This is a genomic window from Rothia halotolerans, from assembly GCF_004136635.1.
GTDB classification, from domain to species: Bacteria; Actinomycetota; Actinomycetes; order Actinomycetales; family Micrococcaceae; genus Rothia; species Rothia halotolerans.
On the sequence record NZ_NOIU01000001.1, the window covers coordinates 762,554 to 783,864 of the forward strand.

Consider the following 21,311-nt stretch of genomic DNA (forward strand, 5'->3'; position numbering starts at 1 on the left):
GGCATGTCCCCGCACCTTCGCCGAGCGCGCCCTGACACAGCCAGCTCGCTCGGCCATCAGCACAGAGCGTGAACAGCGCTCTCCGAATCACCGGTGAGTGGAGCGGAGGCCTGCAGCATCCTCGCAGTCCGTCCCGATACCCCGACATCGACCGCTCGATGTTCGCCGTTCCCCTCTCGCAACGAGACGACCAGAGGATTTTCGACCATGATCAAGAAAGCCCCCGCGACAGATGAGTCCGCGCTGGAAGGGCGTCCCCTCGAGGTTGACGACTGCGTGATCGTCGACAAGAAGGAGATGCGCAAGGCCCAGGTCGGCGCCGGCGTCGGCAACTTCATGGAGTGGTACGACTTCGGCATCTACGGGTACCTGGCCGTGACGATCACCGCCGTCTTCACCCACGGCATGGACGAGAGTGTCGGCCTGCTGGTGACGCTCGCCGGCTTCGCGGTGTCGTTCCTCGTCAGACCTCTGGGCGGGATCATCCTCGGCCCGCTGGGCGACAAGATCGGCCGCCAGAAGATCCTGTTCCTGACCATCTCGATGATGGCGCTGGCCACCGCCCTGATCGGCCTGCTCCCCACATCCCACACCATCGGACTGTGGGCCCTGCTCCCCCTCTATCTGCTGAAGATGGTCCAGGGGTTCTCCACCGGCGGCGAGTTCTCCGGGGTCGCGACCTACGTCTCCGAGTTCTCCTCCGACAAGAAGCGCGGCCTCACGACGTCGTTCCTCAACAGCCAGTCCATGCTCGGCTTCGCCGCCGGGGCGGCGACGGTCGCGGCGACGTCGGCGATCACCACTAACATCTGGGGGGAGAACGCGATGCTCGACGGCGGGTGGCGCATCCCCTTCCTCATCGCCATCCCGCTGGGCGCCGTCGTCATCTGGTTCCGCACGAGGACCCCGGAGACCCCCGCCTTCGAAGATGAGAAGGCCATCGCCGTCAAGATCCCGGACGGCTCGCTGTTCAAGCGGTACGGCATCGCCGGCATCATCAAGAACTACTGGCCCGCGGTCCTGATCGGCTGCTCACTGACCGCCGCGGACAGCTCGATCTCCTACATCCTCACCAGCTACATGCCCACCTACCTGGAGACCGAGATCGGGATCTCCAACATGGGCGCCGCCGTCGCGACCGTGCCCATCCTGATCGCCGTGGCGATCGGCATCCCCTTCGCCGCCCATCTGTCTGACAAAATCGGGCGCAAGCCGGTCTACGGGATCGGGATCGCCTCCTCGCTGCTGCTGATGATCCCCGCCTTCGCGGTGGTCCACATCGGCACCGAGTGGTCGGTCTACCTCGCCATGTTCATGATCGCCATCCCGGCCACCTGCTTCCTCGCCCTCACGGCGAGCGCCCTGCCGGCCCTGTTCCCGACGGCGTCCCGTTACGGCGGCATGGGACTGACGCACAACGTGGCCCTCTCCGCCTTCGGCGGCACCGCCCCCTTCTTCAGCCAGTCGATCATGCAGCTGACCGGGAGCCCGTACTCCCCGGCGTTCTACGCGATGTTCTTCTCGCTGCTGGCCCTGGTCGCCCTGTTCTTCATGAAGGAGACCGCCGGGCGACCGCTCGTGGGATCGGTGCCGGTGGTCGAGACCGAGGAGGAGGCCCGCCATCTGGTCCGGAACCAGGAGTCCGACGTCCGGGTGGACACCAGCACCATGCCCATCTTCACCGCAAACAACAGGTAGCTACCCACCCGTTCGCGAAGGCACCGCCTTCAACCAGCGACCACGAAACGTTCAGGAGGAACCATGTCCGTCATCGATCTCTTCGGAGCCGCCGGCCGCCTGCGCAGGCCGAAGCCCCGGACCGCACCGCCCGCCGAGACCCTGGTGAGGCTCACCGCTTACGGCCTGGTCGAGGCCACGCCCTGGCAGGGGCTGAGCCTCGTCGAGGAGAGGAAGGAACCCGCCGGCTCTCACTGATCCGGAGGGCAGCAGCCGGCCTTCCGCCCATACCCCGACATCATGAGAAGCCGGGGAGAGGCGCCTCAGCACCGCCCCGGGGGGACAGGGCCTATTCCTGTGTGAGGCGGGGCCCTGCAAGGGACCCGCCTCACGTCATGATCGAAATACTCGAAAAGGATATCCATGGAGTACAACATCACCGACCGCTGGGCCGTGGTATGCGCCGCGAGCCGCGGCCTGGGATTCGGATGCGCCGAGGCCCTCGCCGCCCAGGGCGTGAACCTGGTGATCAACGCCAGGAGCCCGGAGCCGCTGGAGGAGGCGGCGGATCTCCTGCGGCGGGGCGCGCTCGGCGTCGAGGTCCGGGCCGTCGCCGGGGACATCGGCGACCCCGAGGTCCGCCGGGAGGTGCTCGACGCCGCTCCGCAGACGGACATCCTGGTCACCAACGCGGGCGGACCGCCCGCCGGCGACTTCCGGGACTGGGAGGCGGAGCAGTGGGACTCCGCGCTGCGGCAGAACATGCTCACGCCCGTCGAGCTGATCAAGGCCGTCGCCGACTCCATGGCCGAGCGCGGGTTCGGCCGCATCGTGAACATCACCTCCTCCGCGGTCAAGGCGCCCATCGCGGCCCTCGGGCTCTCCAACGGCGCCCGCGGGGGCCTCACCGGATTCGTGGCGGGGGTCGCCCGCCAGCCGAGCCTCGCCTCGCGGAACGTCACGATCAACAACCTGCTCCCCGGCTCCTTCGCCACGCGCCGGCTCACCGACAGCCTGGAGGCCGAGTCCCGCGACTCCGGGCGGAGCACGGAGGATCTGGCCCGGGAAGCCCGGCAGGAGATCCCGGCGGGACGGTTCGGGACCCCCGAGGAGTTCGGGGCGGCGTGCGCCTTCCTCTGCTCCGCCCAGGCGGGATACATCACCGGTCAGAACCTCCTGATCGACGGCGGGGCGTACCCGGGGACCTTCTGAGACCGCGCCCGAGGGCACCCGCGGGCATCATCCTGCGCCGAGCCTCGGAGGAGGCGCGGTACGTTGCGGGGAACACGATCGAGATCACCGGCGTCGTGCCGGTGGGAAGCTGAGGTGGAGAACATGCAGTTGAAGGACAAGGTCGCCCTGGTGACCGGCGGCGGGGCGGGAATCGGCCGCGGGATCGTGGAGCGCTTCCTCGAGGAGGGGGCCCGCGTGGCGATCGCCCAGCGCTCGGTCCCGGACGAGGCGCTGCTGGAGGACGACGCCGTCCTCCACGTGCCCGCGGACCTCTCCGACGTCGCCTCCGTCCCGGCGGTGGTCGAGCGGACCGTGGAGCACTTCGGCGGTCTCGACGTCCTGGTGAACAACGCCGGCGTCATGTTCGAGCGGCACCTCTCCGAGCTCGGCGTCGACGAGTGGGAGACCATGGCCGCCATCAACCTGCGGGCCCCGGTCTTCCTGGCTCAGGCCGCGCTCCCGCACTTCCGCGAGCGCGGCGGCGGCAGCATCGTCAACATCGGCTCGGTGGAGGGGGAGCTGACCAACCCCTCCCACGTCGCGTACGCGGCGACCAAGGCCGGGGTGCACGGGATGACGCGGGCCATGGCGATCGATCTCGGCGCCGACGGCGTCCGCTGCAACGCGATCGCCCCGGGCTGGATCACCTCCAACCTCAGCGAGGCGTACCTGGACTCCAAGAAGGACCCGGCGGCGGCGCGCGAGGCGCTGCACGCGCTGCACCCCGTGGGCCGGCTCGGGCAGCCGCGGGACGTGGGGGACCTGGCGGTCTACCTGGCCGGGGACCACGCCCGGTTCCTGAGCGGCGAGGTCATCGTCCTGGACGGCGGCCGCACGATCAGGTTGCCGACGCCGGAGTAGCGGCGGCGAGGCGGGCCGGGGGCGACCGGGCGGGCATCGGCAGGACGGGACGGACGGCGAGGCCGGTGACGAGAGCCCGGCTGGCGGGCCCCGGTCCGGGCGGACGACGGGACGGAACCGGATGAAGGATGCGGCTCCGGCGCGGCGGGATGCATACTCGCCCGGCGCACGCCCCCACACCTCGACGGGACCCACCGAATCCTCGAAGGATCCAGCGGGTCCCGTGTCCGTCATGCAGCGGCCCGGCGGGCTCAGTGCATGTGGCTCCCCCCGTTGATGTCCAGGGTGATCCCGGTGAGGTACGACGACTCGTCCCCGGCCAGGAAGTAGATGCAGTTGGAGACCTCGTCCTTGGTCGCGGTACGCCCGAGCGGCACCGCCGTCGCGATCGAGGCCTCCATCTCCTCGGTGCTCCCCACCCGGATGTCCGTGTCCACCGCCCCGGGTGCCACCGCGTTGACGGTGACCCCCGAGTCCTCGAGCTCGCGGGCCAGGGACTTCGTGAACCCCAGGATCGCCGCTTTGGCCGAGGAGTACGGGACCTTGCCGAACACTCCCCCGCCGCGCTGGGCCGAGACGGAGGACATGTTCACGATCCTCCCCCACCCGGCCTCGAGCAGGGCGGGAAGGAAGGCCCGCGTGACCAGGTAGGTGCCCGTGGCGTTGACCGCCATGACGCGGTTCCACAGGGCCAGGTCGGTCTCGAGGAAGGGGGCCGGCGAGGTGATCCCTGCGATGTTGACCACCGCGCCCAGCGGCGGCAGCTCCCCGGCGGCGACGCGGGCGAGGACGGCGTCGCGTGCCCCATGCACCGACGACTCGTCGGCGACGTCGACCCCCGCGCCGTGTGCCGGCACCCCGAAGTCCCGCATCAGCTCCTGTGCCCGCTCAGCGGCCGCGGTGCCGTCGAGGTCCAGCACGACGACGCCCCACCCCTCCCGCGCGAACCGCTGCGCCGTGTTCAGCCCGATCCCGTTGGGCGAGGCCGCCCCCGTGACGATCGCGGTCCTGTTCTTCCCGTTCCCCTGTTCCACCATCTCGCTCCGTTCTCCGTTCCGCCCTAGAGCAGGCTCTTGATCTTGCGCACCACCATGTCGGTGCTGATGCCGTACCGGTCGTTCAGCGTCGGCAGCGCGCCGGCGTCGAGGAACTCGTCCGGCAGCCCGACGGGGTGCACCTTCCGGGCCTGGCCGTTCTCCACCAGCACGTGCGCGGTGGCGTCGAAGAGCCCGCCGACCACGGAGTGGTTCTCCAGGGTGAGCACCAGCCGGTCACGGGCAACCTCCCGCAGCACCGTCTCGGCGTCGAAGGGCTTGAGCGTGGACGAGTGCAGGACCGCGACGTCCACGCGGTCGGCCTCCAGCTCCTTCGCCGCCTCGAGCGCGCGCTCGGTCATCAGCCCGCTGGAGATCAGAAGGACGTCGGCCCCGTCGCGCAGCATCTTGGCCCGGCCGAGCTCGAACTCGTAGTCGTACTCGTCCAGCACCGCCGGCACCCTTCCCCGCAGGATGCGGGTGTAGGTCGGCCCCTGAACGGCGGCCACCTGCGGCACCACCTGCTGGATCTCGACGGCGTCGCACGGGTCCACGATCGTCAGGTCCGGCATGGCCCGCAGGATCGCGAGGTCCTCCGTCGCCTGGTGCGAGGGGCCATAGCCGGTGGTGAGGCCCGGCAGGGCGCACACCATGTTCACGTTGAGGCCGGCCTCGGCCACGTCCAGGGCCAGGAAGTCGTAGGCGCGGCGGGTCGCGAAGACGGAGTACGTCGAGGCGAAGGGCACGAAGCCCTCCTGGGCGAGTCCGGCTGCGGCGCCGATCAGCGCCTGCTCCGCCATCCCGATCTGGTAGAAGCGATCGGGCATCGCGTCGCGGAAGACGTGCAGGTCGGTGTACTTCGCGAGGTCGGCCGAGAGCCCGACGACGTCGGGGTTCCGCTCCGCCAGCTCCACCAGGGCGTGCCCCAGGGGCGCCGAGATGGTCCGCTGCCCCTCGCGTGCGATCGATGCACTCATCGCGTCGCTGGTCAGTCTCTGCGCGTTCATGCCGTGTGGCCCTCCCTCAGCTCGTCGTGTGCCCGGTCCCATTCCTCGTCGGAGACCTTCATGAAGTGCAGCTTCTCCCGCTGCTCGAGGAAGCTGACGCCCTTGCCCAGCTTGGTGTCCGCGATCAGCACACGGGGTCGCTCCGACTCCTCGTTCCGCAGCTCGATCAGGGCGTTCAGGACGGCCTCGACGTCGTTGCCGTCGACCCGCCGGGCGGTCCACCCGAAGGCCTCGAACTTCGCGTCTACCGGCTCGGTGCCGAGCATGTGCTGGCTCTTCCCGTCCGCCTGCTGGTTGTTGAAGTCCACGATCGCGATCAGGCGGTCGAGCCGGTGGTGCGCGGCGACGGCCGCCGCCTCCCAGGTGGACCCCTCGTCGAGCTCGCCGTCGGATAGCAGGTTGTAGACGAAGGCCTCCGAGCTCTTCCGCCTCAGCCCGAGGGCGACGCCGTTGGCCACCGCGAGCCCGTGCCCCAGCGACCCTCCGGAGATCTCGACACCGGGGGTGTAGGAGGCCATCGCGGACATCGGCAGGCGCGAGTCGTCGCCCGCGTAGGTCTTCAGCTCGTCCTTGGGCAAGATGCCCGCCTCCGCGAGCGCCGCGTAGAGGACCAGGGCATAGTGGCCCATCGACATCAGGCACCTGTCCCTGTCCTCCCAGGCGGGATCGGCGGGGTCGTAGGCGAGCTGATCCCCGTACAGGACCGCCATGATGTCCGACAGGTCCAGGGCCTGGCCGATGTACCCCTGTCCTTGGACCTCCGCCTGGATGAGGGAGCTGGTGCGCACCCCCCGGGCGAAGTCCCTGATCCTCGTCAGCCGCTCCTCGTCGATGCGGGGCGAGGCGTTGCGCGTCTGCATGGAAGCACCTCTCGTTCGTTGACTGTTGACACGTTTTTGTGGTCCAGGTCATACTATGCTGAGCTTTTGTTAACAGTCAACAGTACGGAGGCAAGCATGAGCAGCGAAGCTCTGCGCCAGCGCGGCGCCCCTGACGGGACGCCGGAGGCGAAACGCGTGGCCGTCGGCTCGTCCATCGGGGCCGTCATCGAGACCTACGACTTCATCGGATTCGGGACGGCCGCCGCCCTGTACTTCGGGACGGCGTTCTTCCCCGGCGAGGATCCGGTGATCGGGGCCCTCGCCTCCTTCGCGACGCTGGGCGTCGGCTTCCTCGCGCGGCCGCTGGGCGGCATCGTCGGCGGGCACCTCGGGGACAAGGTGGGGCGCAAGCCCGTGCTGGTGATGTCGCTGATCATCATGGGGCTGGCGACCTTCGCCATCGGCCTGCTGCCGACCTACCAGACCGTCGGCCTCCTCGCTCCCGTCCTGCTGGTGGTCGTGAGGATCGTGCAGGGGCTCGCCTTCGGTGCGGAGTGGGGCGGGGCCATCCTGATGAGCTACGAGCACGCGCCGTGGAAGAAGAAGGGCCAGTACACGGGGATGGTGCAGGCCGGGTTCCCCATCGGGCTGCTCCTGGCCAACCTGGTCTTCCTCTTCAGCGTGCACCTGCCGGGCTCCTGGGCGTGGCGGCTGCCGTTCCTGGCCTCGATCATCCTGGTGGCGGTGGGGCTGATCATCCGCTCCAAGGTCCCCGAGTCGCCCGTCTTCGAGGAGACGAAGAGCAGCAACGCGCTGCTCACCTCCCCCATCCGGGTGGTGATCCGCGACGACTGGCGGACGATCCTGCGCGGCATCGGCCTGCGCGTCGCCGAGACGGCCGCGTACGCGGTCTCGGTCACCTACATGATCTCCTACCTGCACACCGAGGGCCTGGCCACCAACCAGGAGACGCTGACGGCGCTGTGCATCGCGGCGGGGATCGGAATCCTCGCGACCTTCCTCTGGGCCAGCCTGACGGACAGGATCGGGAGGAAGCCGGTTTACATCGGGGTCTGCGCCTTCACCGCCCTGTTCGGCATCCCGATGTTCCTGATGGCCAACACCGGGCTCTTCCCCGTCATCGTCATCACCGTGGTCCTCGCGTACAACATCAGCCAGAACGCGCTGGCAGGAGTCCAGGGCCCCTGGTTCCCCGAGCTCTTCAACGCCGAGACCCGCTCCTCCGGCGCCTCGCTGGCCTACCAGATCTCGGCGATGGTCTCCGGGTTCACCCCGTTCCTCACCACCCTGCTGTACATCTGGCTGAACTGGGTGGGACCGGCCCTGCTCTTCTCGCTGTACGGCCTCATCGGCCTGATCGCTGCGGCGGTCACCCGGGAGACCTGGACCCGGAAGGACCGGGAGGCGACCGATCGCTACATCGCCGAGCTGGAGCACGAGGCCCCGGCCGGCTGACCCCGGGCCCGACACCACCCCGTGACGCCCCGTCCTGCCCCGCCGGGCGGGGCGTTACGATGAGATGACCCGTGCAAGCGGGCGACGGACCGAGAGAGCGAGCACTGGGGATGGGGACATGGGCACTCGTGGAACGGCACTGACGAACCTGCGCCGCACCAGCCTGCGTGAGCAGGCGCTCGACGCGCTCCGCAGCGCCATCACCGCGGGGAAGATCGCGCCGGGGACCCGGCTGATCGAGACCGAGCTCTCCGGCCAGCTGGGAATCAGCCGCGGGACCCTCCGCGAGGCCCTGCGCGAGCTCCACCAGCAGGGCCTCGTGACGCTCGACTCCAGCCGGGGCATGTCCGTCAGATCCCTCGACCGGGAGGAGATCGAGGACATCTTCAGCGTCCGGGCGGCGCTGGAGGCGCTCGCGGTCGAGACGCTGAGCACCCGCGAGGACCGCGCCGCCATCGCCCGGGAGCTGCGCGCCAAGCTCGCCGGGATGGAGACCGCCCGCGGCAACGGATCCCTTGAGGACGAGGTCGAGGCGGACCTCGACTTCCACCACGATCTGTGCCGCCTCTCCGAGAACTCCACGCTCATCCACACCTGGGAGTCCCTGGAGGGCTCGATCCGCATGACCATCGCCTGGTCGGGACTGGGCAAGGCCGTGGGGAACATGAGTCCGCAGCGGCATGCCGCCGTCGTCGACGGCATCGAGTCAGGCGACCCCGGCCAGGCCGCGAGCGCCCTGCGGCAGCACATGCGCGAGGCGATCGCGAACCTGCTCGGGGAGGCTTAGGGGCCCGCCCCTCGCGGTAGACGGGCCCCGCGCGCCTCAGGCCTGATCCGGATCCGCCAGGTCCAGCGGGCTGCGCCGGAAGCCCCGGGTCGACCACAGCAGGTAGCCGAAGCCCACGAGCACCCAGAGGCAGCCCACGATCTTCGCGGGGGCGTCGAGCCCCACCCACAGGGCGACGTTGACGGCCACGCCGACGGCGGGGAGCAGCACGTGCCCCACCAGCCCCCTGCGCCCCGTGGGCCGCAGGAACCTCACGTAGGCGAAGATCAGCGAGAGGTTGACCGCGGCGAACGCCACGAACGCCCCGAAGTTGATCAGCGAGGCCGCGGCCTGCAGGTCGAGGAACAGGGCGGAGCAGGCGAGGACGCCGATGATCAGGATGTTGACCACGGGCACGCCCGTCTGCGAGGAGATCCGGCCGAAGAGCCGCCGGGGCAGCATCCCGTCCCGTCCCATCGCGTAGAGCAGCCGGGCCGCCGTCATCTGCTGGGTCAGCCCGCAGCCGAGGACCGCGAACATGTACCCGCCCACGAAGAACGCCTGGAAGGCGGCGCCGCCGACGTACCGGGCGATCGTGGGCGAGGCGCCGACGATGTCACCCACCGTCGCGACGTCGGGGAAGAGCACCTGCATCACGTAGGTGGTGCCGATGAAGAAGACGCCCGCGCTGGCCACGATGATGAGGATCGCGCGCGGGATGTCCCGCCGCGGGTGGACGGCCTCCTCGGACATGGTGCTCACGGCGTCGAACCCCAGGAAGGACAGGGCCAGCAGCGAGGCGCCGGCGATCATCGCGCCGGGAGGGACCGACGTCGGGTCGAAGGGCGTCCCGGTGAAGCCCGCCCCCTCGGTCTGCGTCACGACGCTGCGGATCGCGAAGAACAGGAAGGCCGCGGCGACCGCCACCTGTACCACGACCATCGCGATGTTCGCCTGCGCGGCGAGCTTCACGCCGAGGACGTTGAAGCCGGTGCAGATCACGATGGTGGAGACCACCCACACCCAGGCGGGGACCTCGGGCAGCAGGGCGCCCATGTAGATCGCCGCGAGCAGGGCGTTGCGCATCGGCAGCAGCAGGTAGCCCAGCGTCGCGGACCAGCCCACCATGAAGCCGACCGAGGGGCCGATGGCCCGCCGCGCGTAGGTGTACGCCGAGCCGGCGCTGGGGATCAGCCGCGCCATCCGGGCGTAGCTGAGCGCGGTGACCAGCACGGCCGCGACAGTGATCAGGTAGGCCAGGGGGACGTGGCCCTCGGTGGTCTCGGAGACGATCCCGAAGGTGTCGAACATGGCCATCGGCGCCATGTAGGCCAGGCCCAGGAAGACGATGTGGCGCAGGGACAGGGTCCGCCGCAGGGAGCGGCCCTCACCCTGGCGCGGCGGGGAGGCCTCGCGGATGCCGGTGGTGACGATCTCCGGCTCGTTCACCGCGGGCTCGGCGGGAAGGCGATTCTCGCTCATGCCGTCGCTCCGTCGTGCTGGTGGGCGGAGCAGTGGGCCGTCGGGGCCGGCTCGGGCGCCGGGGCGCCCGCCTCCCCGGCATCGTGCACGATCCGGCCGCCGACGATCGTGAGCGCGGCGTGCTGCTCGAGCAGGCCCGCCGGCTCCTCGGCGAAGGAGTAGAGGTCATCGGACCAGACCACCAGGTCGGCCTTCGCGCCGCGGCGGATCACGCCGAGGTCCTCCTCCGCGTGCCAGGCCCAGGCGCCCTCTGCGGTGTAACCGCGCAGGGCTGCGTCGAGCCCGATACGCTCGCCCCGGGTCCAGTCCTCCGAGCCGTCCAGGCCCGCGCGGGTCAGGGCCGAGTACATCCCGACCAGGGGGTCCATCTCCCCCACCTGCCAGTCGCTGGACAGCGCCACGTGGGCCCCGGACTCCATGAGCGAGCGCGTCCGCCAGGCGCGCCCCCAGCGCTGCTCCCCCACGTTCTCCATCCAGGTCCCCTTGATGAGGTCCGGGGAGGCGTGCCGCGGCTGCATCGCGGCGGTGACGCCGAGGCGCTGGAAGCGGGGCAGGTCCGCCGGGTCCAGGCACTCCACGTGCACGACGCCGTGCCGCCGGTCCGCGCTGCCGTTGGCCCGCCCGGCGTGCTCGATCGCGTCGAGGGCCAGCCGGACGCCGCCGTCGCCGGTCGCGTGGGTGTGGGTCTGGAAGCCCAGCCGGTCCAGCTCGGTGACGATCTTGGTGAGCTCGCCGACCGGAGCGGAGGGGTGGCCCCGGTGGCCGGGGCGGTTGGCGTAGTCCTCGAGCATCCAGGCGGTGTGGGGCTCGATGACGTCGTCGGCGTAGAGCTTGACCGGGCCGAAGCGCAGCCGGTCCGTCTCCGGGGTCGCGTCGACGGCGGCGCGCAGCTCCCGGCGGAAGGCGGCGTCGGCGTCGATGGGGTGGAACAGCGCGGCGATGACCCGCGAGGTCAGCCGCCCCTCGGCCTCGGCGCGGTGGAAGAGCTCCTTCTCCGCGAGCGGGACCTGGGGCTCCACCACCGTGGTGATGCCGAAGCGGGTGGCCATCTCCATGCTGCCCGTCAGCTTCCGGTAGCGCCGGGCGGGCGAGTAGAGGGGGATGTCCCGCTGGAGCGCGGCCAGGCCGGCGGTGGTCATCGCGCTGGTGTAGAAGTCGGTGACCCAGCCGGTGGGGGCGCCGTCCGCGTCGCGCTCGGGGCGACCCCACGGGATCTTGGCGCCGTCGGCGATGCCCAGGGCACGCAGGGCGACGTCGTTGAGCCACACGGAGTGCTGGTCGTAGGTGGTGACGAAGACGGGGCGGTCGGTGAGGCCGGCGAGGTCCCGTGCGGCGGGGCGGCGGCCCTCGACGACGGAGTAGACCGCGTTCTCCGCGCAGATCCAGTCGAGCTCGGGGCGGCGGTCCGCGAGGTCCCGGATGCGGCGGCGCACCTCCTCGAGCGTCTCGGCGCCCTCGAGGCTCACGGCGTCGGGGTCGAAGCCGAGCAGGAGGTGGTTGTGGCTGTCGATGACGCCGGGGGTGACCAGCCCCCGCTCGAGGTGCCGTACCCGGCGGGCGGCCGGCGCGTCCGCGGCGCCGCCCACGTAGTCGATGCGCCCGCCGCGGATCCCGACGGCCTCGGCCCAGGGGCTCAGGGGGTCGAAGGTGCGCACGCGGGCGCCGGTGATGAGGAGATCGAGCATGGGGCCCTCCCGGGGCTGAGACTGAGGAGTTCGATTCTTTGACACCAATGTCAAAGAATGAAGTTCAGAGTGACATGGGTCTCGCGGTACTGTCAATGGATGGCCCGCCCCAAGAACCAGTCCCAGCGCCGAGAAGCCCTCGTCAGCGCCGCCCTCGAGGCCGCCGGCAGCAAGGGGCTGCAGTCCCTGTCCATGACGGACATCGCCCGGCGGGCCGGGCTCACCCGCGGCGCCATCCTCTACTACTACGACGACATGGACGCGCTGCTGACCGAGGCGCACCGGGCCGGCATCGAGCGCTTCTGCGACCGCCGGGACGCCCTCGTCGAGGGGATCGGGTCGCCGCGGGCCCAGCTCGCCGTCGCCATCCGGGAGGGCCTTCCCTCTGGGCCCGACGACGCCCTGATGCGCCTGCTCTACGAGTTCGACGTCCTCTCGGGCACCTCCACGGTGCACCGGGACCTGGTCAGGACCATGTACGACAGGCAGCTGCGGACCTACCGGGCGATCCTTGAGCGGGGAGCCGCGGCCGGGGAGTTCGCGCCCCTCATCCCGCTGGAGACCTTCGCCATGAACCTCGTGGCCCTCGAGGACGCGTACGGCCTGCACATCGTGGCGGGGAACGACAGGATCACGGTCGGGATCGCCGAGGAGGCGATGCACCGGGCGGCGGAGGGGCTGGGGGCGGCGCCGGGGCAATCAGAATGAGCCCGGTGCCCAGGTGCCTCTAAACTCCTCATTCGGATGACTATATTGCGCGCCTGACTAGATGGCGTTACTGTCTAGCCATGAAGCAGACCTCGGAGTGGCCCGGCGAGTGGCTGCGCGGCGTCCTCGGATTCGCCGTGCTGCGGATGCTCGACGACGGGCCCACCTACGGGTACGCGATCGCCGCCCGCCTGGAGGAGGCCGGATTCGGCACGGTCAAGGGCGGCACGCTCTACCCGCTGCTCGGCCGCCTCGAGGCCGCCGGGTCCCTGACGGTCCAGTGGCGCGCCGGCCAGGGCGGACCGGGACGCAAGTACTACTCCATCACCGAGGAGGGACGGCGCAGCCTCGGGGAGCAGGCCGCGAGCTGGCGGCGCTTCGCCGAGGTCGTCGACGGCGTGCTGACCGGCGCCTCGGCGACTCCCGGCCGCGAGCCCGAGAGGACCACCGATTCAGCGCAACGAGAGGACCTCCGATGCCACGGATGACAGCAGAGCAACGCCTCGCCCCGCACGTCGACGCCGCCTGGGCTCAGCGCTTCATCCTGGAGGCGCGGCTGCTCGAGCTGAGCGGCCCGCGCATCGGCGACGCGCTGCGCGAGGTCGACGGGCACTGCGTCGACAGTGGTGAGGATGCGCGGGAGGCCTTCGGCGATCCGGCCGAGTACGCGGCCTCGCTCGCCGAGCTGAACCCGCCCGAGCGGAGCTCCCAGGCGCGGACGGTCGCGCCCGTGGGCGTGCAGACCCTGGGCATGATGGTCGCGTTCCTCGGTGCCGGCGCGTCCGCCGGAGGGAGGCCCGCCGAGGTCACCGCCGGGTGGGCGGCGACGCTCGCCCTGCTCCTGATCGTGGACCTCCTGCTGGCCTTCGCCGCCGACGCCGTGCTCCGCGTCGTCGCCCGCCGGCCGGTCCTCAGCGTCCTGGCGTTCACGGGCGTCGTCGTGCTGGTGGCCCTGGGGGCGTGGGGGCTCGGGGCGCTCGTGGACGCGCCCGCGCTGGAGCTCCCGCCCTGGCCCGTGCTGATCGCCGGCCTCGCGGTGGTCGCCGCGGGCGCCGTGTGGGGGCGCGTCGTCGCACAGCGGGAGAGGGCAGACCCCCTCGTCGACCCGGAGGATCCCGGGCCGTCCCGGGACGCTCCCGAGCGCATGCTGTTCGCCGTCCTGCCGGTGGTAACGCTGCTGGGCTGCGTCCTGCTGGCGGGGCTCGAGCTGATTCTGTAGCAGACCGTCGCCGTGGAGCCGGGCGGCAGGAGCGCTGGATCGCGGGAGACCGGCGACCACGCCGTCCGCCCGGCCCCCGATTCCGCGGAATACCGCGCCCGCCGCAGCTGTTACCGCCACTATGAAGCTCATCGGACTGACAGCATTCGGCGGACCCGAGGTCCTCGCTCCCCACGACGTCGCCGAGCCCCACGCCGGGCCCGGCCAGGTGCGCATCCGCGTGCGCGCGGCGGCCGTGAGCCCCACGGACACGGCCGTGCGCACCGGCGGCTACGGCGGCTCCGAGCCCGCCGAGCCCCTGGCTCCCGGCATGGACGCCGCCGGCGTGATCGACGAGGTCGGGGAGCCCACGGGCGAGCTCGACACCTCGGCCTGGGAGGTCGGCCAGGAGGTCATGGCCATCGCCCTGCCCTCGGGCCCGCACGGCGGCGCGTACGTCGAGTTCCTCGTCGCCGACGCCGACTCGCTCTCCCGCGTCCCCACAGGCCTCTCGCTCGAGGAGGCCAGCACCCTGCCGATGAACGGCCTGACCGCGCTCCAGGCCCTGGACCGGCTGGGCATCGGCGAGGGCGGCACCTTCGCGGTCACCGGCGCGGCGGGCACCCTGGGCGTCTACGCCGTGGCCCTGGCCAAGCGGCGCGGCCTGACGGTCGTCGCCGAGGCCGCCGAGAAGGACCGGGAGCGCGTCCTGGCGGCCGGCGCCGACCACGTGGTGCCCCGGGGCGACGACGTCGCCGAGCGCATCCGCGAGATCGCCGCGGACGGCGTGGACGGGCTGCTCGACGCCGCCGTGCAGAACGAGCTCGCCCTCCCCGCGGTCCGCGCCGGCGGCGGCTTCGCCACCGTGCGCGGCTGGTCCGCCCCCGAGGACTCGGACGTGACCGTCCACAAGATCATGGTCTTCGACGACTACCACCACGGCGGGAAGCTGGACCAGATCGTCGACGCCGTGGAGAGTTCCGCGCTGACGCCCGACTACGGCCGGAGCCTCCCCGCCGAGCAGGCCCCGGAGGCCCACCGGCTGCTGGCCGAGGGCGGGCAGCGCGGGCGCATCGTCCTGACGTTCTGAGGCCGAGGGTGGGAACGACGCCGCCCGAGCAGCCCTGAGGCCCCCTTGACGTCCCGGGGCACCGCCCTACCGCGCCCCTGGGGTACCTTGGGTGACGCGGGCCGCCGCACGGACGGCCCGCGTCCGGGACCCGGCGTCGGCCCCGGCATCGAGGGAGAGCAGGTGAAGCGGATGGCCTATGCGCGCATCGAGGGGACGGACCTCTACTGGGAGGCCCACGGCGCGGGCGATCCGGTCCTGCTCCTGCATGGCGGCTTCGGCTCGATCGAGTCGTGGCGGCCGCAGATCGGGGCGCTCTCCCCGCGCTACCGCGTCCTCGCCTACGAGCGGCCGGGGCACGGCCGCTCGGCCGACGTCGAGGGCGAGTTCGGCTACGAGCGCGGCGTCGTCGAGGCCCTGGCCTTCCTGGACGCTTACGCAGCGGGGCCGGCGCACGTGATCGGGTACAGCGACGGCGCGATCATCGGCCTGCTGCTCGCCCTCCGGCACGCGGAGCGGGTCCGCTCGCTCGTGGCCGTCAGCGGCAACCTCGACCCCACCGCGTTCACCGGCTCCGCCGAGGCCGAGGGCCTGCCCGTCCTCGCCCCGCTGCCGCCCGACCCCGCCGCGGAGACGACCCCCGACGTCGACCGCGAGGTCCACCGGCGGCTCTCCCCGGACGGTCCGGACCACGCGGAGGCGGTCCTCGCCAAGCTCTTCCGGCTCTGGACCCGGGAGCCCTCGATCGACCCGGGCGAGCTCGCCGGGATCGCCGCGCGCACGCTCGTGGTCTCGGGCGACCGGGACACGATCCGCCCCGACCACAGCCTCCTGATCGCCTCCTCCATCCCGGCGGCGCAGCTGTGCATCGTCCCGGGCGCCTCACACGGCCTCCTCGCGGAGAAGCCGGCCTTCGTCAACGCCCTGATCCTGGACTTCCTGAGCGAGGACGAGGACGACGCCGCCCCCGGGCCGGCCTCCCTGAGTCCCGCCCCCTCCGCCTGACCCGGGACCGGGACGCAGTCGCGCCGACGCCCCCGAGCCCGCTCCTCAGACCCGCGAGCGCCGCAGCAGCCAGACGAAGTAGGGTGCCCCGACCAACGCGATCATCAGCCCCGCCGGCAGTTGCGCGGGTGCGATCAGCGAACGCCCCAGGGTGTCCGCCACGCAGACCAGCAGCCCGCCCAGCAGCATCGAGACCGGGATGATCCGCCCGTGCCGCGCCCCGACGATGGCGCGCGCCAGGTGCGGGGCCATCAGCCCCACGAAGCCGACGACGCCGATCGCGACCACGCTGACGGCCGCCAGCACCGCCGCGACGCACAGCACCCCCAGCCGCGTCCGCTCCAGCCGCACGCCGAGGATGCGGGGCGTGTCCTCGTCCACCGCGAGCAGGTCGAGGTGCCGGCAGAGGGACCACAGCAGGGGCGCCGCCAGGAGCAGGGCCAGTGCGACCCACGCGACGTCGGGGAACTCGCGCCCGTAGGTGGTGCCCGAGAGCCAGGTGAAGATCCTGGGCGTCTGCCACGGGTCGGCCCGTAGGAGCAGGAAGGTGCTGACCGCGCTCAGCGCGTACCCGAACCCGATGCCGATGAGGACGAACCGGTCCGGCAGCAGCCCGCCCCGCCACGCCAGGACGGCGATCGCCGCGAAGGTGGCCAGGCCCGTGAGGATCGCCATCGCGATGAGCAGCGGCCGCCCGCCGCCGGGGATCAGGGTCACGACGATCACCGCGCCCACCCCCGCCCCGGCGGTGATGCCCAGCAGACCCGGCTCCGCCAGCGGGTTGCGCACCGTGCTCTGCACGACGCAGCCCGAGAGCCCCAGCGCCGCCCCGGCGAGCACCGCGGCGGCAACGCGCGGGGCGCGTTCATCCAGCGCGCGGGCGACCAGCTCCGGGGCGGTCCCCTGGAGCCAGATCCCGAGGTCCCCGGTGCGCAGCCACAGGCTGCCGGCCAGCAGGCCCAGGAGCATCGCCGCTGCCAGCACGAGCACGACGACGACGAGCACGGTCGCGAAGCGCCGGCGCAAACGGGGCCGGTTCCTGGCCCCGGGCGGCCGGCGCACCGGCCCGGAGTCGCGCAGGCGCAGCGCGAGGACGACGATCAGCGCGCCGCCGAGCAGCGCCGTCGGGACCCCGGTGGGGATCGAGGCGGCGCCCTCCGCGCCGAGCAGGCCGCGCAGCCCGGCGTCGGCCAGCAGGACCAGCAGCGCGCCGAGCAGCCCGGAGACCGCGACGAGGAAGGCGTGCCGGCGCAGCACCCGGATCCGGGCGGCGAGCATGCGGGTCACCACGGGGGCGCCCAGGCCCACGAAGCCGATGGGGCCGGCCACCGTCACCGCGGCCGCGGTGAGCAGCACGGAGCAGAGCACCGCGACCACGCGGGTCGAGCGGATGGGCACACCCAGGGAGGAGGCGGCGTCGTCCCCCAGCCCGAGCACGTCGAGCCTGCGCGAGAGGAGCAGAGCCGCCAGGAGCACGACGACGAGCAGCGGCATCACCCGCAGCGAGGCGTCGATGTTCAGCTGGGCGAGCGATCCGCTCCCCCAGGCGAACAGGCCGGTGGTGTTCTGCTTGAACAGGATCAGCAGCATCCCGGTCGCCGCGTCCAGGGCCATCGCCAGGGCGGAGCCGGCGAGGATGAGCCGGGTGGTCCCGGCGCCGGCCGAGCGGCCGGCCAGCGCCAGCACGACGGCTGCGGCCAGCAGCCCGCCGGCGAAGGCCACCAGGCCGGAGGCCCAGAGCGGGACGGCGAGCCCGAAGGCCGCCACGCAGGTCAGCGCGAAGTAGGAGCCCGCCGTGACGGCCAGGGTGTCCGGGGAGGCCAGCGCGTTGCGGGTGACCGACTGCAGCAGCGCCCCCGCCGCGCCGAGCGCGAAGCCCACCGCGACGCCGGCGGAGAGCCGGGGCAGCCGGGAGCCGGCCAGCACGTCGCCGATGGGCACTCCCCCGACGTCCTCCCTGGCCCCGCCGAGGTAGCGGATCAGGTCCGCGACCCCGGCGCCGGAGGTGCCCTGGGTCAGGTGCCACGCGCCGACGGCGAGGATCGCCACGATCAGCAGCGCTACGACCGCCGCCCCGGCGGCGCCGCCGCGCAGGCCGGGGCCGGACGCCGCTCCGGATCCGGGCCTCGGCTCTGATCCGGGCGGCGTCGGTCCGGCTCCGGGCTGCCGCCTCGGGCCGGCGCCCGCCTGCGGCCCGGGACCGGTGCCGGGCAGCGGCGTCGGCTCCGATCCTGTCCGCGGCGCCCGCTCGGTCGCGGCGCGGGGCTGCGGGCTCACTCCTGGGTCAGGACGTCGACGTAGGCGTCGATGGCCTGCTCGGTGGAGCGCGGCCCGCCGGCGCCCCAGACCCGCGGCGGGAAGGAGTGCGCGCGGCCCTCCTTCACGGCGGGCAGGGAGGTCCAGATCGAGTTCTTCTCGAGCTCCTCCACGTAGCCGCCCGCGCCCTCGTCGTTGGCGTAGAAGAGGTTGGCGTCGCCCACGGCCGTCAGGCCCTCGACGTCGGTCTGGGCCAGCCCGTAGGAGGGGTCCACCCCGCCGTCGCCGTAGGCCTCGTTGATCTCGTCGGTCCAGGCGGGGGTCAGCCCGAGCTCCTCGCCGAGGGAGGTGAACAGGGCGCCCTGGCCGTAGGGGCGGACGGTGAGGTTGCCGCCCTCGACCCAGCCGTCGAAGAAGAGGAAGTCCTTGGTCGGCAGGTCGGCGTCGGAGACCTGGTCCTTGGCCTCGGCCAGGTGGTCGTCGAACTCCTGGACGACCTGATCGGCCCGCTCGCTGCGCCCGGTCGCCTCGCCGATCATCTCGAAGACGCTCTTCATGTTGCCGATCGGGTCCTCGGGGTCGGCGCCCTTGGTGACCAGCACGGGGACGCCGCGCTCCTCCAGGCGGGTGACCATCTCGTCGTCGGCGCTGAAGGCCTCGACGACGACCAGGTCCGGGTCCGCGGCGTAGAGGGTGTCCAGGTCCGGCTCCTCGCGGGTGCCGATGTCGGTCACGCCCTCGGGGAGCTCCTCGGCGCTGACCCAGGTGCTGTAGCCCTCCGCGTCGGAGACGGCGGCGGGCGTGACGCACAGGGTGAGCGCGTCCTCGACCTGCTGCCACTCCATCACGGCGATGCGCTCGGCCGGCTTGTCCAGCTCGACCTGGCGTCCGACGCCGTCGGTCAGGGAGACCGGGTCCGTCGAGGTGCTCGTGCTGTCGTCGGAGCAGCCCTCCGAGGAGGAGGCGGCGGTGCCGGAGTCCTCCTTCTCGACGTCGGTCGTGCCGCAGCCCGCGACGGCCAGGGTGACCGCGAGGGTGGTCGCGGCGACGGCCGCGAGTCGGGGGAGTCGGATCATGAGGGGTTCCTTCTGCTGGTTTCTTCGGTGGAGTGGGAGGAGGCGGAGGGGCGGCCCCGGGCCGCGTGGCGGCCGATGGGGTCGATGCGGAGGCGGCCGGTCCGGGGATCGGCGTCGACCTCCACGCGGATGCCGTAGACGTGGCCGATGTTCTCCGCGGTGAGGACCTCGGCCGGCGCCCCCCAGGCGTGGATGCGGCCGGCGTGCATCAGCAGGAGCGTGTCGGCCACCCGGGCGGCGTGGTCGAGGTCGTGCAGAACCACCCCGACGGCGACGCCGTGGTCCTCCGCGAGGTCGCGGACCAGGTCGAGCGTCTCCACCTGGTAGCGCAGGTCCAGGTGGTTGGTGGGCTCGTCCAGGAGCACGACGCCGGTGTCCTGCGCCAGGCAGGCGGCCAGCCAGACGCGCTGGACCTCCCCGCCGGAGAGCTCGCCCGCGGCCCGCTCGGCCATGGAGCGCACGTCGGTGACGTCCATGGCGTGCTCGACCGCCCGGCGGTCCTCGTCCGAGAGCCCCGCGAAGCGGCGCCGGTACGGGTGCCGGCCGAAGGCCACGACCTCGCGGACCGTCAGCCCCTCCGGGGCGTCCCGGGACTGGGCGAAGAGGGTGACCTCCCGGGCGAACTCGCGGGAGGTGAGCGCGGAGGCCTCGCGGCCGCCCTCCCCCTCGCCGCCGAGCCGCACCCGGCCGTCCTCGACGCGGTGCAGGCGGGCCAGCGAGCGCAGCAGCGTCGACTTGCCGCTGCCGTTGGGCCCCACCAGCGCGGTGACCCGGCCGCCGCGCAGCGCCAGGGAGACGCCGTCGACGACGGTGGACCTCCCGTACCGCAGGACCAGCCGCTCGCCGCTCATGGCGCTTTCACGCAGCGAAACGTTGCGCAATTCCTCAGTCATCGGTCCCGGGGCGCGCCGAGGAGGCGCTGACGGCCGGCCGGCTCCCGCATGCGGCACGGAGACGGAGCGGGGGCCCGGACTGCAGCTGCCGGGCGCGCGAGCGGAGAGGGGAGGTTAGGTTTGCCTTCACTCACTTAGGATAAGTTTGCCTGGTCATGGCCGCAATCAGGTTTTGGCGACATGGGATACGGATCACCGGTCAGCAGCGGCGGAGAGGCCCTCCAGGTAGGCGCCCGGCGTCGCACCCATCACGCGGCGGAAGGCGTCGATGAAGGTGCTGGGCTGCGCGTAGCCCAGCAGGTCGGAGGTCTCCCGCACCTCGCGCCCCTCGGCCAGCAGCGTCAGCGCGTGGTGGATGCGCAGCGACTGCCGCCACTGGGTGAAGGAGAGGCCCGTGGAGGTCCTGAACGCCCGGGCGATGGTGCGGACGCTGGATCCCCGGTCCCGCGCCCACTCCTCGAGGGAACGGCGATCCGCCGGGTCCGCCAGGAGGGCCTCGGCGATCGCGTCGATCCTCGGGTCGCCGGGGAGGGGCAGGAAGAGCTGCTGCGGCGAGGGCTCCATGACGTCGAGGACCACGGCCTCCGCCCGGGCGCGTGCCCCGGCGTCGAGGTCCCGCCGGCCGAGGTGGATCAGCAGCGACTCCAGCACGGGGTGCATGGCGATGGCCATCGGGCGCGCGAAGCCGGCGGGCGTGTGCTCGGGGGCGAAGAACGCGTCGTAGAGCTCGACCTTCGCCGTCAGCCGCCCCGCGTGCAGCTCTCCGGCGGGCAGCCACAGGCCGCTGCCCTGCGAGACGGTGAAGACCCGGCCCCCGACCCGCGCCGTCAGGGTCCCGTTGCGCACCCACACCAGCTCGTGCATGGGGTGCGCGTGGGGCTCCCACTCCGTCGGCACGCCGGTCACGTGGGACTCGGCGAAGATCACGAAGGGCGCGGCGGCGGTGTCCGGGAGCGGGCGGGCCCGCAGCACCTGGGTGGCGGGCTCGCGCCGCCAGGCCCCCAGGCCCGCGCTCCCGCCGGTGGTGGTGGTCATGGGGATCAGTGTAGGTCGCTCCGCCGACT

20 protein-coding genes are annotated in these 21,311 nt (G+C 72.2%); 11 read left to right on the top strand and 9 right to left on the bottom strand.

All coding sequences use genetic code 11. The features are described from left to right. The first annotated feature begins 207 nt into the window (after nucleotides 1-207). The 4 genes from EWV39_RS03530 to EWV39_RS03540 all read left to right on the top strand — a co-directional run bounded on the left by EWV39_RS03530 (nucleotide 208) and on the right by EWV39_RS03540 (nucleotide 3,771). Entirely contained in the window at nucleotides 208-1,698 is a 1,491-nt protein-coding gene (locus EWV39_RS03530; RefSeq protein ID WP_129656883.1) for an MFS transporter, read from the top strand. A 63-nt stretch (nucleotides 1,699-1,761) separates the two neighbouring features. Next, a complete protein-coding gene (locus EWV39_RS13785) occupies nucleotides 1,762-1,935 on the top strand; it encodes a hypothetical protein (protein WP_165313119.1) in 174 nt (57 codons plus the stop codon). A gap of 165 nt (nucleotides 1,936-2,100) precedes the next feature. Then, the gene (locus tag EWV39_RS03535) at nucleotides 2,101-2,889 is read left to right on the top strand and encodes an SDR family oxidoreductase (RefSeq protein WP_129656884.1); all 789 of its coding nucleotides are present in this window, start codon (nucleotides 2,101-2,103) and stop codon (nucleotides 2,887-2,889) included. Nucleotides 2,890-3,012: 123 nt separating this feature from the next. Further along, nucleotides 3,013-3,771, top strand: coding sequence for an SDR family NAD(P)-dependent oxidoreductase (locus EWV39_RS03540; RefSeq protein WP_129656885.1), 759 nt, complete (start codon nucleotides 3,013-3,015; stop codon nucleotides 3,769-3,771). Between the two features lie 251 nt (nucleotides 3,772-4,022). Here EWV39_RS03540 and EWV39_RS03545 read toward each other — a convergent pair whose 3' ends face one another. The 3 genes from EWV39_RS03545 to EWV39_RS03555 are packed head-to-tail and all read right to left on the bottom strand — an operon-like array spanning nucleotide 4,023 to nucleotide 6,672. Continuing rightward, a complete protein-coding gene (locus tag EWV39_RS03545) occupies nucleotides 4,023-4,808 on the bottom strand; it encodes an SDR family NAD(P)-dependent oxidoreductase (protein ID WP_129656886.1) in 786 nt (261 codons plus the stop codon). Between the two features lie 23 nt (nucleotides 4,809-4,831). Continuing rightward, the gene (locus EWV39_RS03550; protein ID WP_129656887.1) at nucleotides 4,832-5,812 is read right to left on the bottom strand and encodes a transketolase family protein; all 981 of its coding nucleotides are present in this window, start codon (nucleotides 5,810-5,812) and stop codon (nucleotides 4,832-4,834) included. After that, nucleotides 5,809-6,672, bottom strand: coding sequence for a transketolase (locus tag EWV39_RS03555; protein WP_129656888.1), 864 nt, complete (start codon nucleotides 6,670-6,672; stop codon nucleotides 5,809-5,811). Before EWV39_RS03555 ends, EWV39_RS03550 begins: the two co-directional genes overlap by 4 nt. Nucleotides 6,673-6,768: 96 nt before the next feature. Between EWV39_RS03555 and EWV39_RS03560 the strand changes: the two genes are divergently transcribed. Both EWV39_RS03560 and EWV39_RS03565 read left to right on the top strand, forming a co-directional pair. Then, nucleotides 6,769-8,109, top strand: coding sequence for an MFS transporter (locus EWV39_RS03560; protein WP_129656889.1), 1,341 nt, complete (start codon nucleotides 6,769-6,771; stop codon nucleotides 8,107-8,109). 118 nt (nucleotides 8,110-8,227) lie between these two features. Next, nucleotides 8,228-8,896 (top strand): GntR family transcriptional regulator, encoded by a 669-nt coding sequence (locus EWV39_RS03565; RefSeq protein WP_129656890.1) that lies wholly within the window; start codon nucleotides 8,228-8,230, stop codon nucleotides 8,894-8,896. 36 nt (nucleotides 8,897-8,932) lie between these two features. Here the strand turns inward: EWV39_RS03565 and EWV39_RS03570 are convergent, their stop codons facing one another. Further along, on the bottom strand, nucleotides 8,933-10,357 hold the full coding sequence (locus EWV39_RS03570; protein ID WP_129656891.1) for an APC family permease: 1,425 nt from the start codon (nucleotides 10,355-10,357) through the stop codon (nucleotides 8,933-8,935). Beyond that, entirely contained in the window at nucleotides 10,354-12,042 is a 1,689-nt protein-coding gene (locus EWV39_RS03575) for an amidohydrolase (RefSeq protein ID WP_129656892.1), read from the bottom strand. Before EWV39_RS03575 ends, EWV39_RS03570 begins: the two co-directional genes overlap by 4 nt. 69 nt (nucleotides 12,043-12,111) lie before the next feature. On the opposite strand from EWV39_RS03575, the gene EWV39_RS03580 reads away from it, so the two are divergent. From EWV39_RS03580 to EWV39_RS03600, 5 genes are all read left to right on the top strand, one after another. Then, nucleotides 12,112-12,750, top strand: coding sequence for a TetR/AcrR family transcriptional regulator (locus tag EWV39_RS03580; protein WP_238147989.1), 639 nt, complete (start codon nucleotides 12,112-12,114; stop codon nucleotides 12,748-12,750). Nucleotides 12,751-12,830: 80 nt separating this feature from the next. Next, nucleotides 12,831-13,238 (top strand): PadR family transcriptional regulator, encoded by a 408-nt coding sequence (locus EWV39_RS03585; protein ID WP_129656893.1) that lies wholly within the window; start codon nucleotides 12,831-12,833, stop codon nucleotides 13,236-13,238. Then, the gene (locus tag EWV39_RS03590) at nucleotides 13,235-13,969 is read left to right on the top strand and encodes a hypothetical protein (RefSeq protein WP_129656894.1); all 735 of its coding nucleotides are present in this window, start codon (nucleotides 13,235-13,237) and stop codon (nucleotides 13,967-13,969) included. Before EWV39_RS03585 ends, EWV39_RS03590 begins: the two co-directional genes overlap by 4 nt. Nucleotides 13,970-14,090: 121 nt before the next feature. Next, nucleotides 14,091-15,038, top strand: coding sequence for a quinone oxidoreductase family protein (locus EWV39_RS03595; protein WP_129656895.1), 948 nt, complete (start codon nucleotides 14,091-14,093; stop codon nucleotides 15,036-15,038). A 171-nt stretch (nucleotides 15,039-15,209) separates the two neighbouring features. Then, on the top strand, nucleotides 15,210-16,022 hold the full coding sequence (locus tag EWV39_RS03600; RefSeq protein ID WP_129656896.1) for an alpha/beta fold hydrolase: 813 nt from the start codon (nucleotides 15,210-15,212) through the stop codon (nucleotides 16,020-16,022). Nucleotides 16,023-16,067: 45 nt separating this feature from the next. Here the strand turns inward: EWV39_RS03600 and EWV39_RS03605 are convergent, their stop codons facing one another. The 4 genes from EWV39_RS03605 to EWV39_RS03620 all read right to left on the bottom strand — a co-directional run bounded on the left by EWV39_RS03605 (nucleotide 16,068) and on the right by EWV39_RS03620 (nucleotide 21,282). Next, nucleotides 16,068-18,116: an iron ABC transporter permease gene (locus EWV39_RS03605; RefSeq protein WP_129657367.1), complete on the bottom strand. Its 2,049-nt coding sequence runs from the start codon at nucleotides 18,114-18,116 to the stop codon at nucleotides 16,068-16,070. A 179-nt stretch (nucleotides 18,117-18,295) separates the two neighbouring features. Next, nucleotides 18,296-19,354 carry an iron-siderophore ABC transporter substrate-binding protein gene (locus tag EWV39_RS03610; protein ID WP_129656897.1) on the bottom strand — a complete coding sequence of 353 codons (1,059 nt, stop codon included), beginning with the start codon at nucleotides 19,352-19,354 and terminating at the stop codon, nucleotides 18,296-18,298. Then, complete coding sequence (locus EWV39_RS03615; RefSeq protein WP_238147990.1) at nucleotides 19,351-20,205, bottom strand: ABC transporter ATP-binding protein; 855 nt, start codon at nucleotides 20,203-20,205, stop codon at nucleotides 19,351-19,353. The genes EWV39_RS03610 and EWV39_RS03615 overlap by 4 nt, the downstream gene beginning before the upstream one ends. 234 nt (nucleotides 20,206-20,439) lie before the next feature. Continuing rightward, the gene (locus EWV39_RS03620; RefSeq protein ID WP_129656899.1) at nucleotides 20,440-21,282 is read right to left on the bottom strand and encodes a helix-turn-helix domain-containing protein; all 843 of its coding nucleotides are present in this window, start codon (nucleotides 21,280-21,282) and stop codon (nucleotides 20,440-20,442) included. Nucleotides 21,283-21,311 lie beyond the last annotated feature (29 nt).

What these genes read in the sequence shown, in the direction of transcription:
- EWV39_RS03555 (WP_129656888.1), bottom strand. Translation starts at nt 6,672, where the DNA reads ATGCAGACGCGCAACGCCTCGCCCCGCATCGACGAGGAGCGGCTGACG.
- EWV39_RS13785 (WP_165313119.1), top strand. Translation starts at nt 1,762, where the DNA reads ATGTCCGTCATCGATCTCTTCGGAGCCGCCGGCCGCCTGCGCAGGCCG.
- EWV39_RS03550 (WP_129656887.1), bottom strand. Translation starts at nt 5,812, where the DNA reads ATGAACGCGCAGAGACTGACCAGCGACGCGATGAGTGCATCGATCGCA.
- EWV39_RS03570 (WP_129656891.1), bottom strand. Translation starts at nt 10,357, where the DNA reads ATGAGCGAGAATCGCCTTCCCGCCGAGCCCGCGGTGAACGAGCCGGAG.
- EWV39_RS03600 (WP_129656896.1), top strand. Translation starts at nt 15,210, where the DNA reads ATGGCCTATGCGCGCATCGAGGGGACGGACCTCTACTGGGAGGCCCAC.
- EWV39_RS03540 (WP_129656885.1), top strand. Translation starts at nt 3,013, where the DNA reads ATGCAGTTGAAGGACAAGGTCGCCCTGGTGACCGGCGGCGGGGCGGGA.
- EWV39_RS03560 (WP_129656889.1), top strand. Translation starts at nt 6,769, where the DNA reads ATGAGCAGCGAAGCTCTGCGCCAGCGCGGCGCCCCTGACGGGACGCCG.
- EWV39_RS03545 (WP_129656886.1), bottom strand. Translation starts at nt 4,808, where the DNA reads ATGGTGGAACAGGGGAACGGGAAGAACAGGACCGCGATCGTCACGGGG.
- EWV39_RS03615 (WP_238147990.1), bottom strand. Translation starts at nt 20,205, where the DNA reads ATGAGCGGCGAGCGGCTGGTCCTGCGGTACGGGAGGTCCACCGTCGTC.
- EWV39_RS03595 (WP_129656895.1), top strand. Translation starts at nt 14,091, where the DNA reads ATGAAGCTCATCGGACTGACAGCATTCGGCGGACCCGAGGTCCTCGCT.
- EWV39_RS03590 (WP_129656894.1), top strand. Translation starts at nt 13,235, where the DNA reads ATGACAGCAGAGCAACGCCTCGCCCCGCACGTCGACGCCGCCTGGGCT.
- EWV39_RS03610 (WP_129656897.1), bottom strand. Translation starts at nt 19,354, where the DNA reads ATGATCCGACTCCCCCGACTCGCGGCCGTCGCCGCGACCACCCTCGCG.
- EWV39_RS03535 (WP_129656884.1), top strand. Translation starts at nt 2,101, where the DNA reads ATGGAGTACAACATCACCGACCGCTGGGCCGTGGTATGCGCCGCGAGC.
- EWV39_RS03620 (WP_129656899.1), bottom strand. Translation starts at nt 21,282, where the DNA reads ATGACCACCACCACCGGCGGGAGCGCGGGCCTGGGGGCCTGGCGGCGC.
- EWV39_RS03565 (WP_129656890.1), top strand. Translation starts at nt 8,228, where the DNA reads ATGGGCACTCGTGGAACGGCACTGACGAACCTGCGCCGCACCAGCCTG.
- EWV39_RS03530 (WP_129656883.1), top strand. Translation starts at nt 208, where the DNA reads ATGATCAAGAAAGCCCCCGCGACAGATGAGTCCGCGCTGGAAGGGCGT.
- EWV39_RS03575 (WP_129656892.1), bottom strand. Translation starts at nt 12,042, where the DNA reads ATGCTCGATCTCCTCATCACCGGCGCCCGCGTGCGCACCTTCGACCCC.
- EWV39_RS03585 (WP_129656893.1), top strand. Translation starts at nt 12,831, where the DNA reads ATGAAGCAGACCTCGGAGTGGCCCGGCGAGTGGCTGCGCGGCGTCCTC.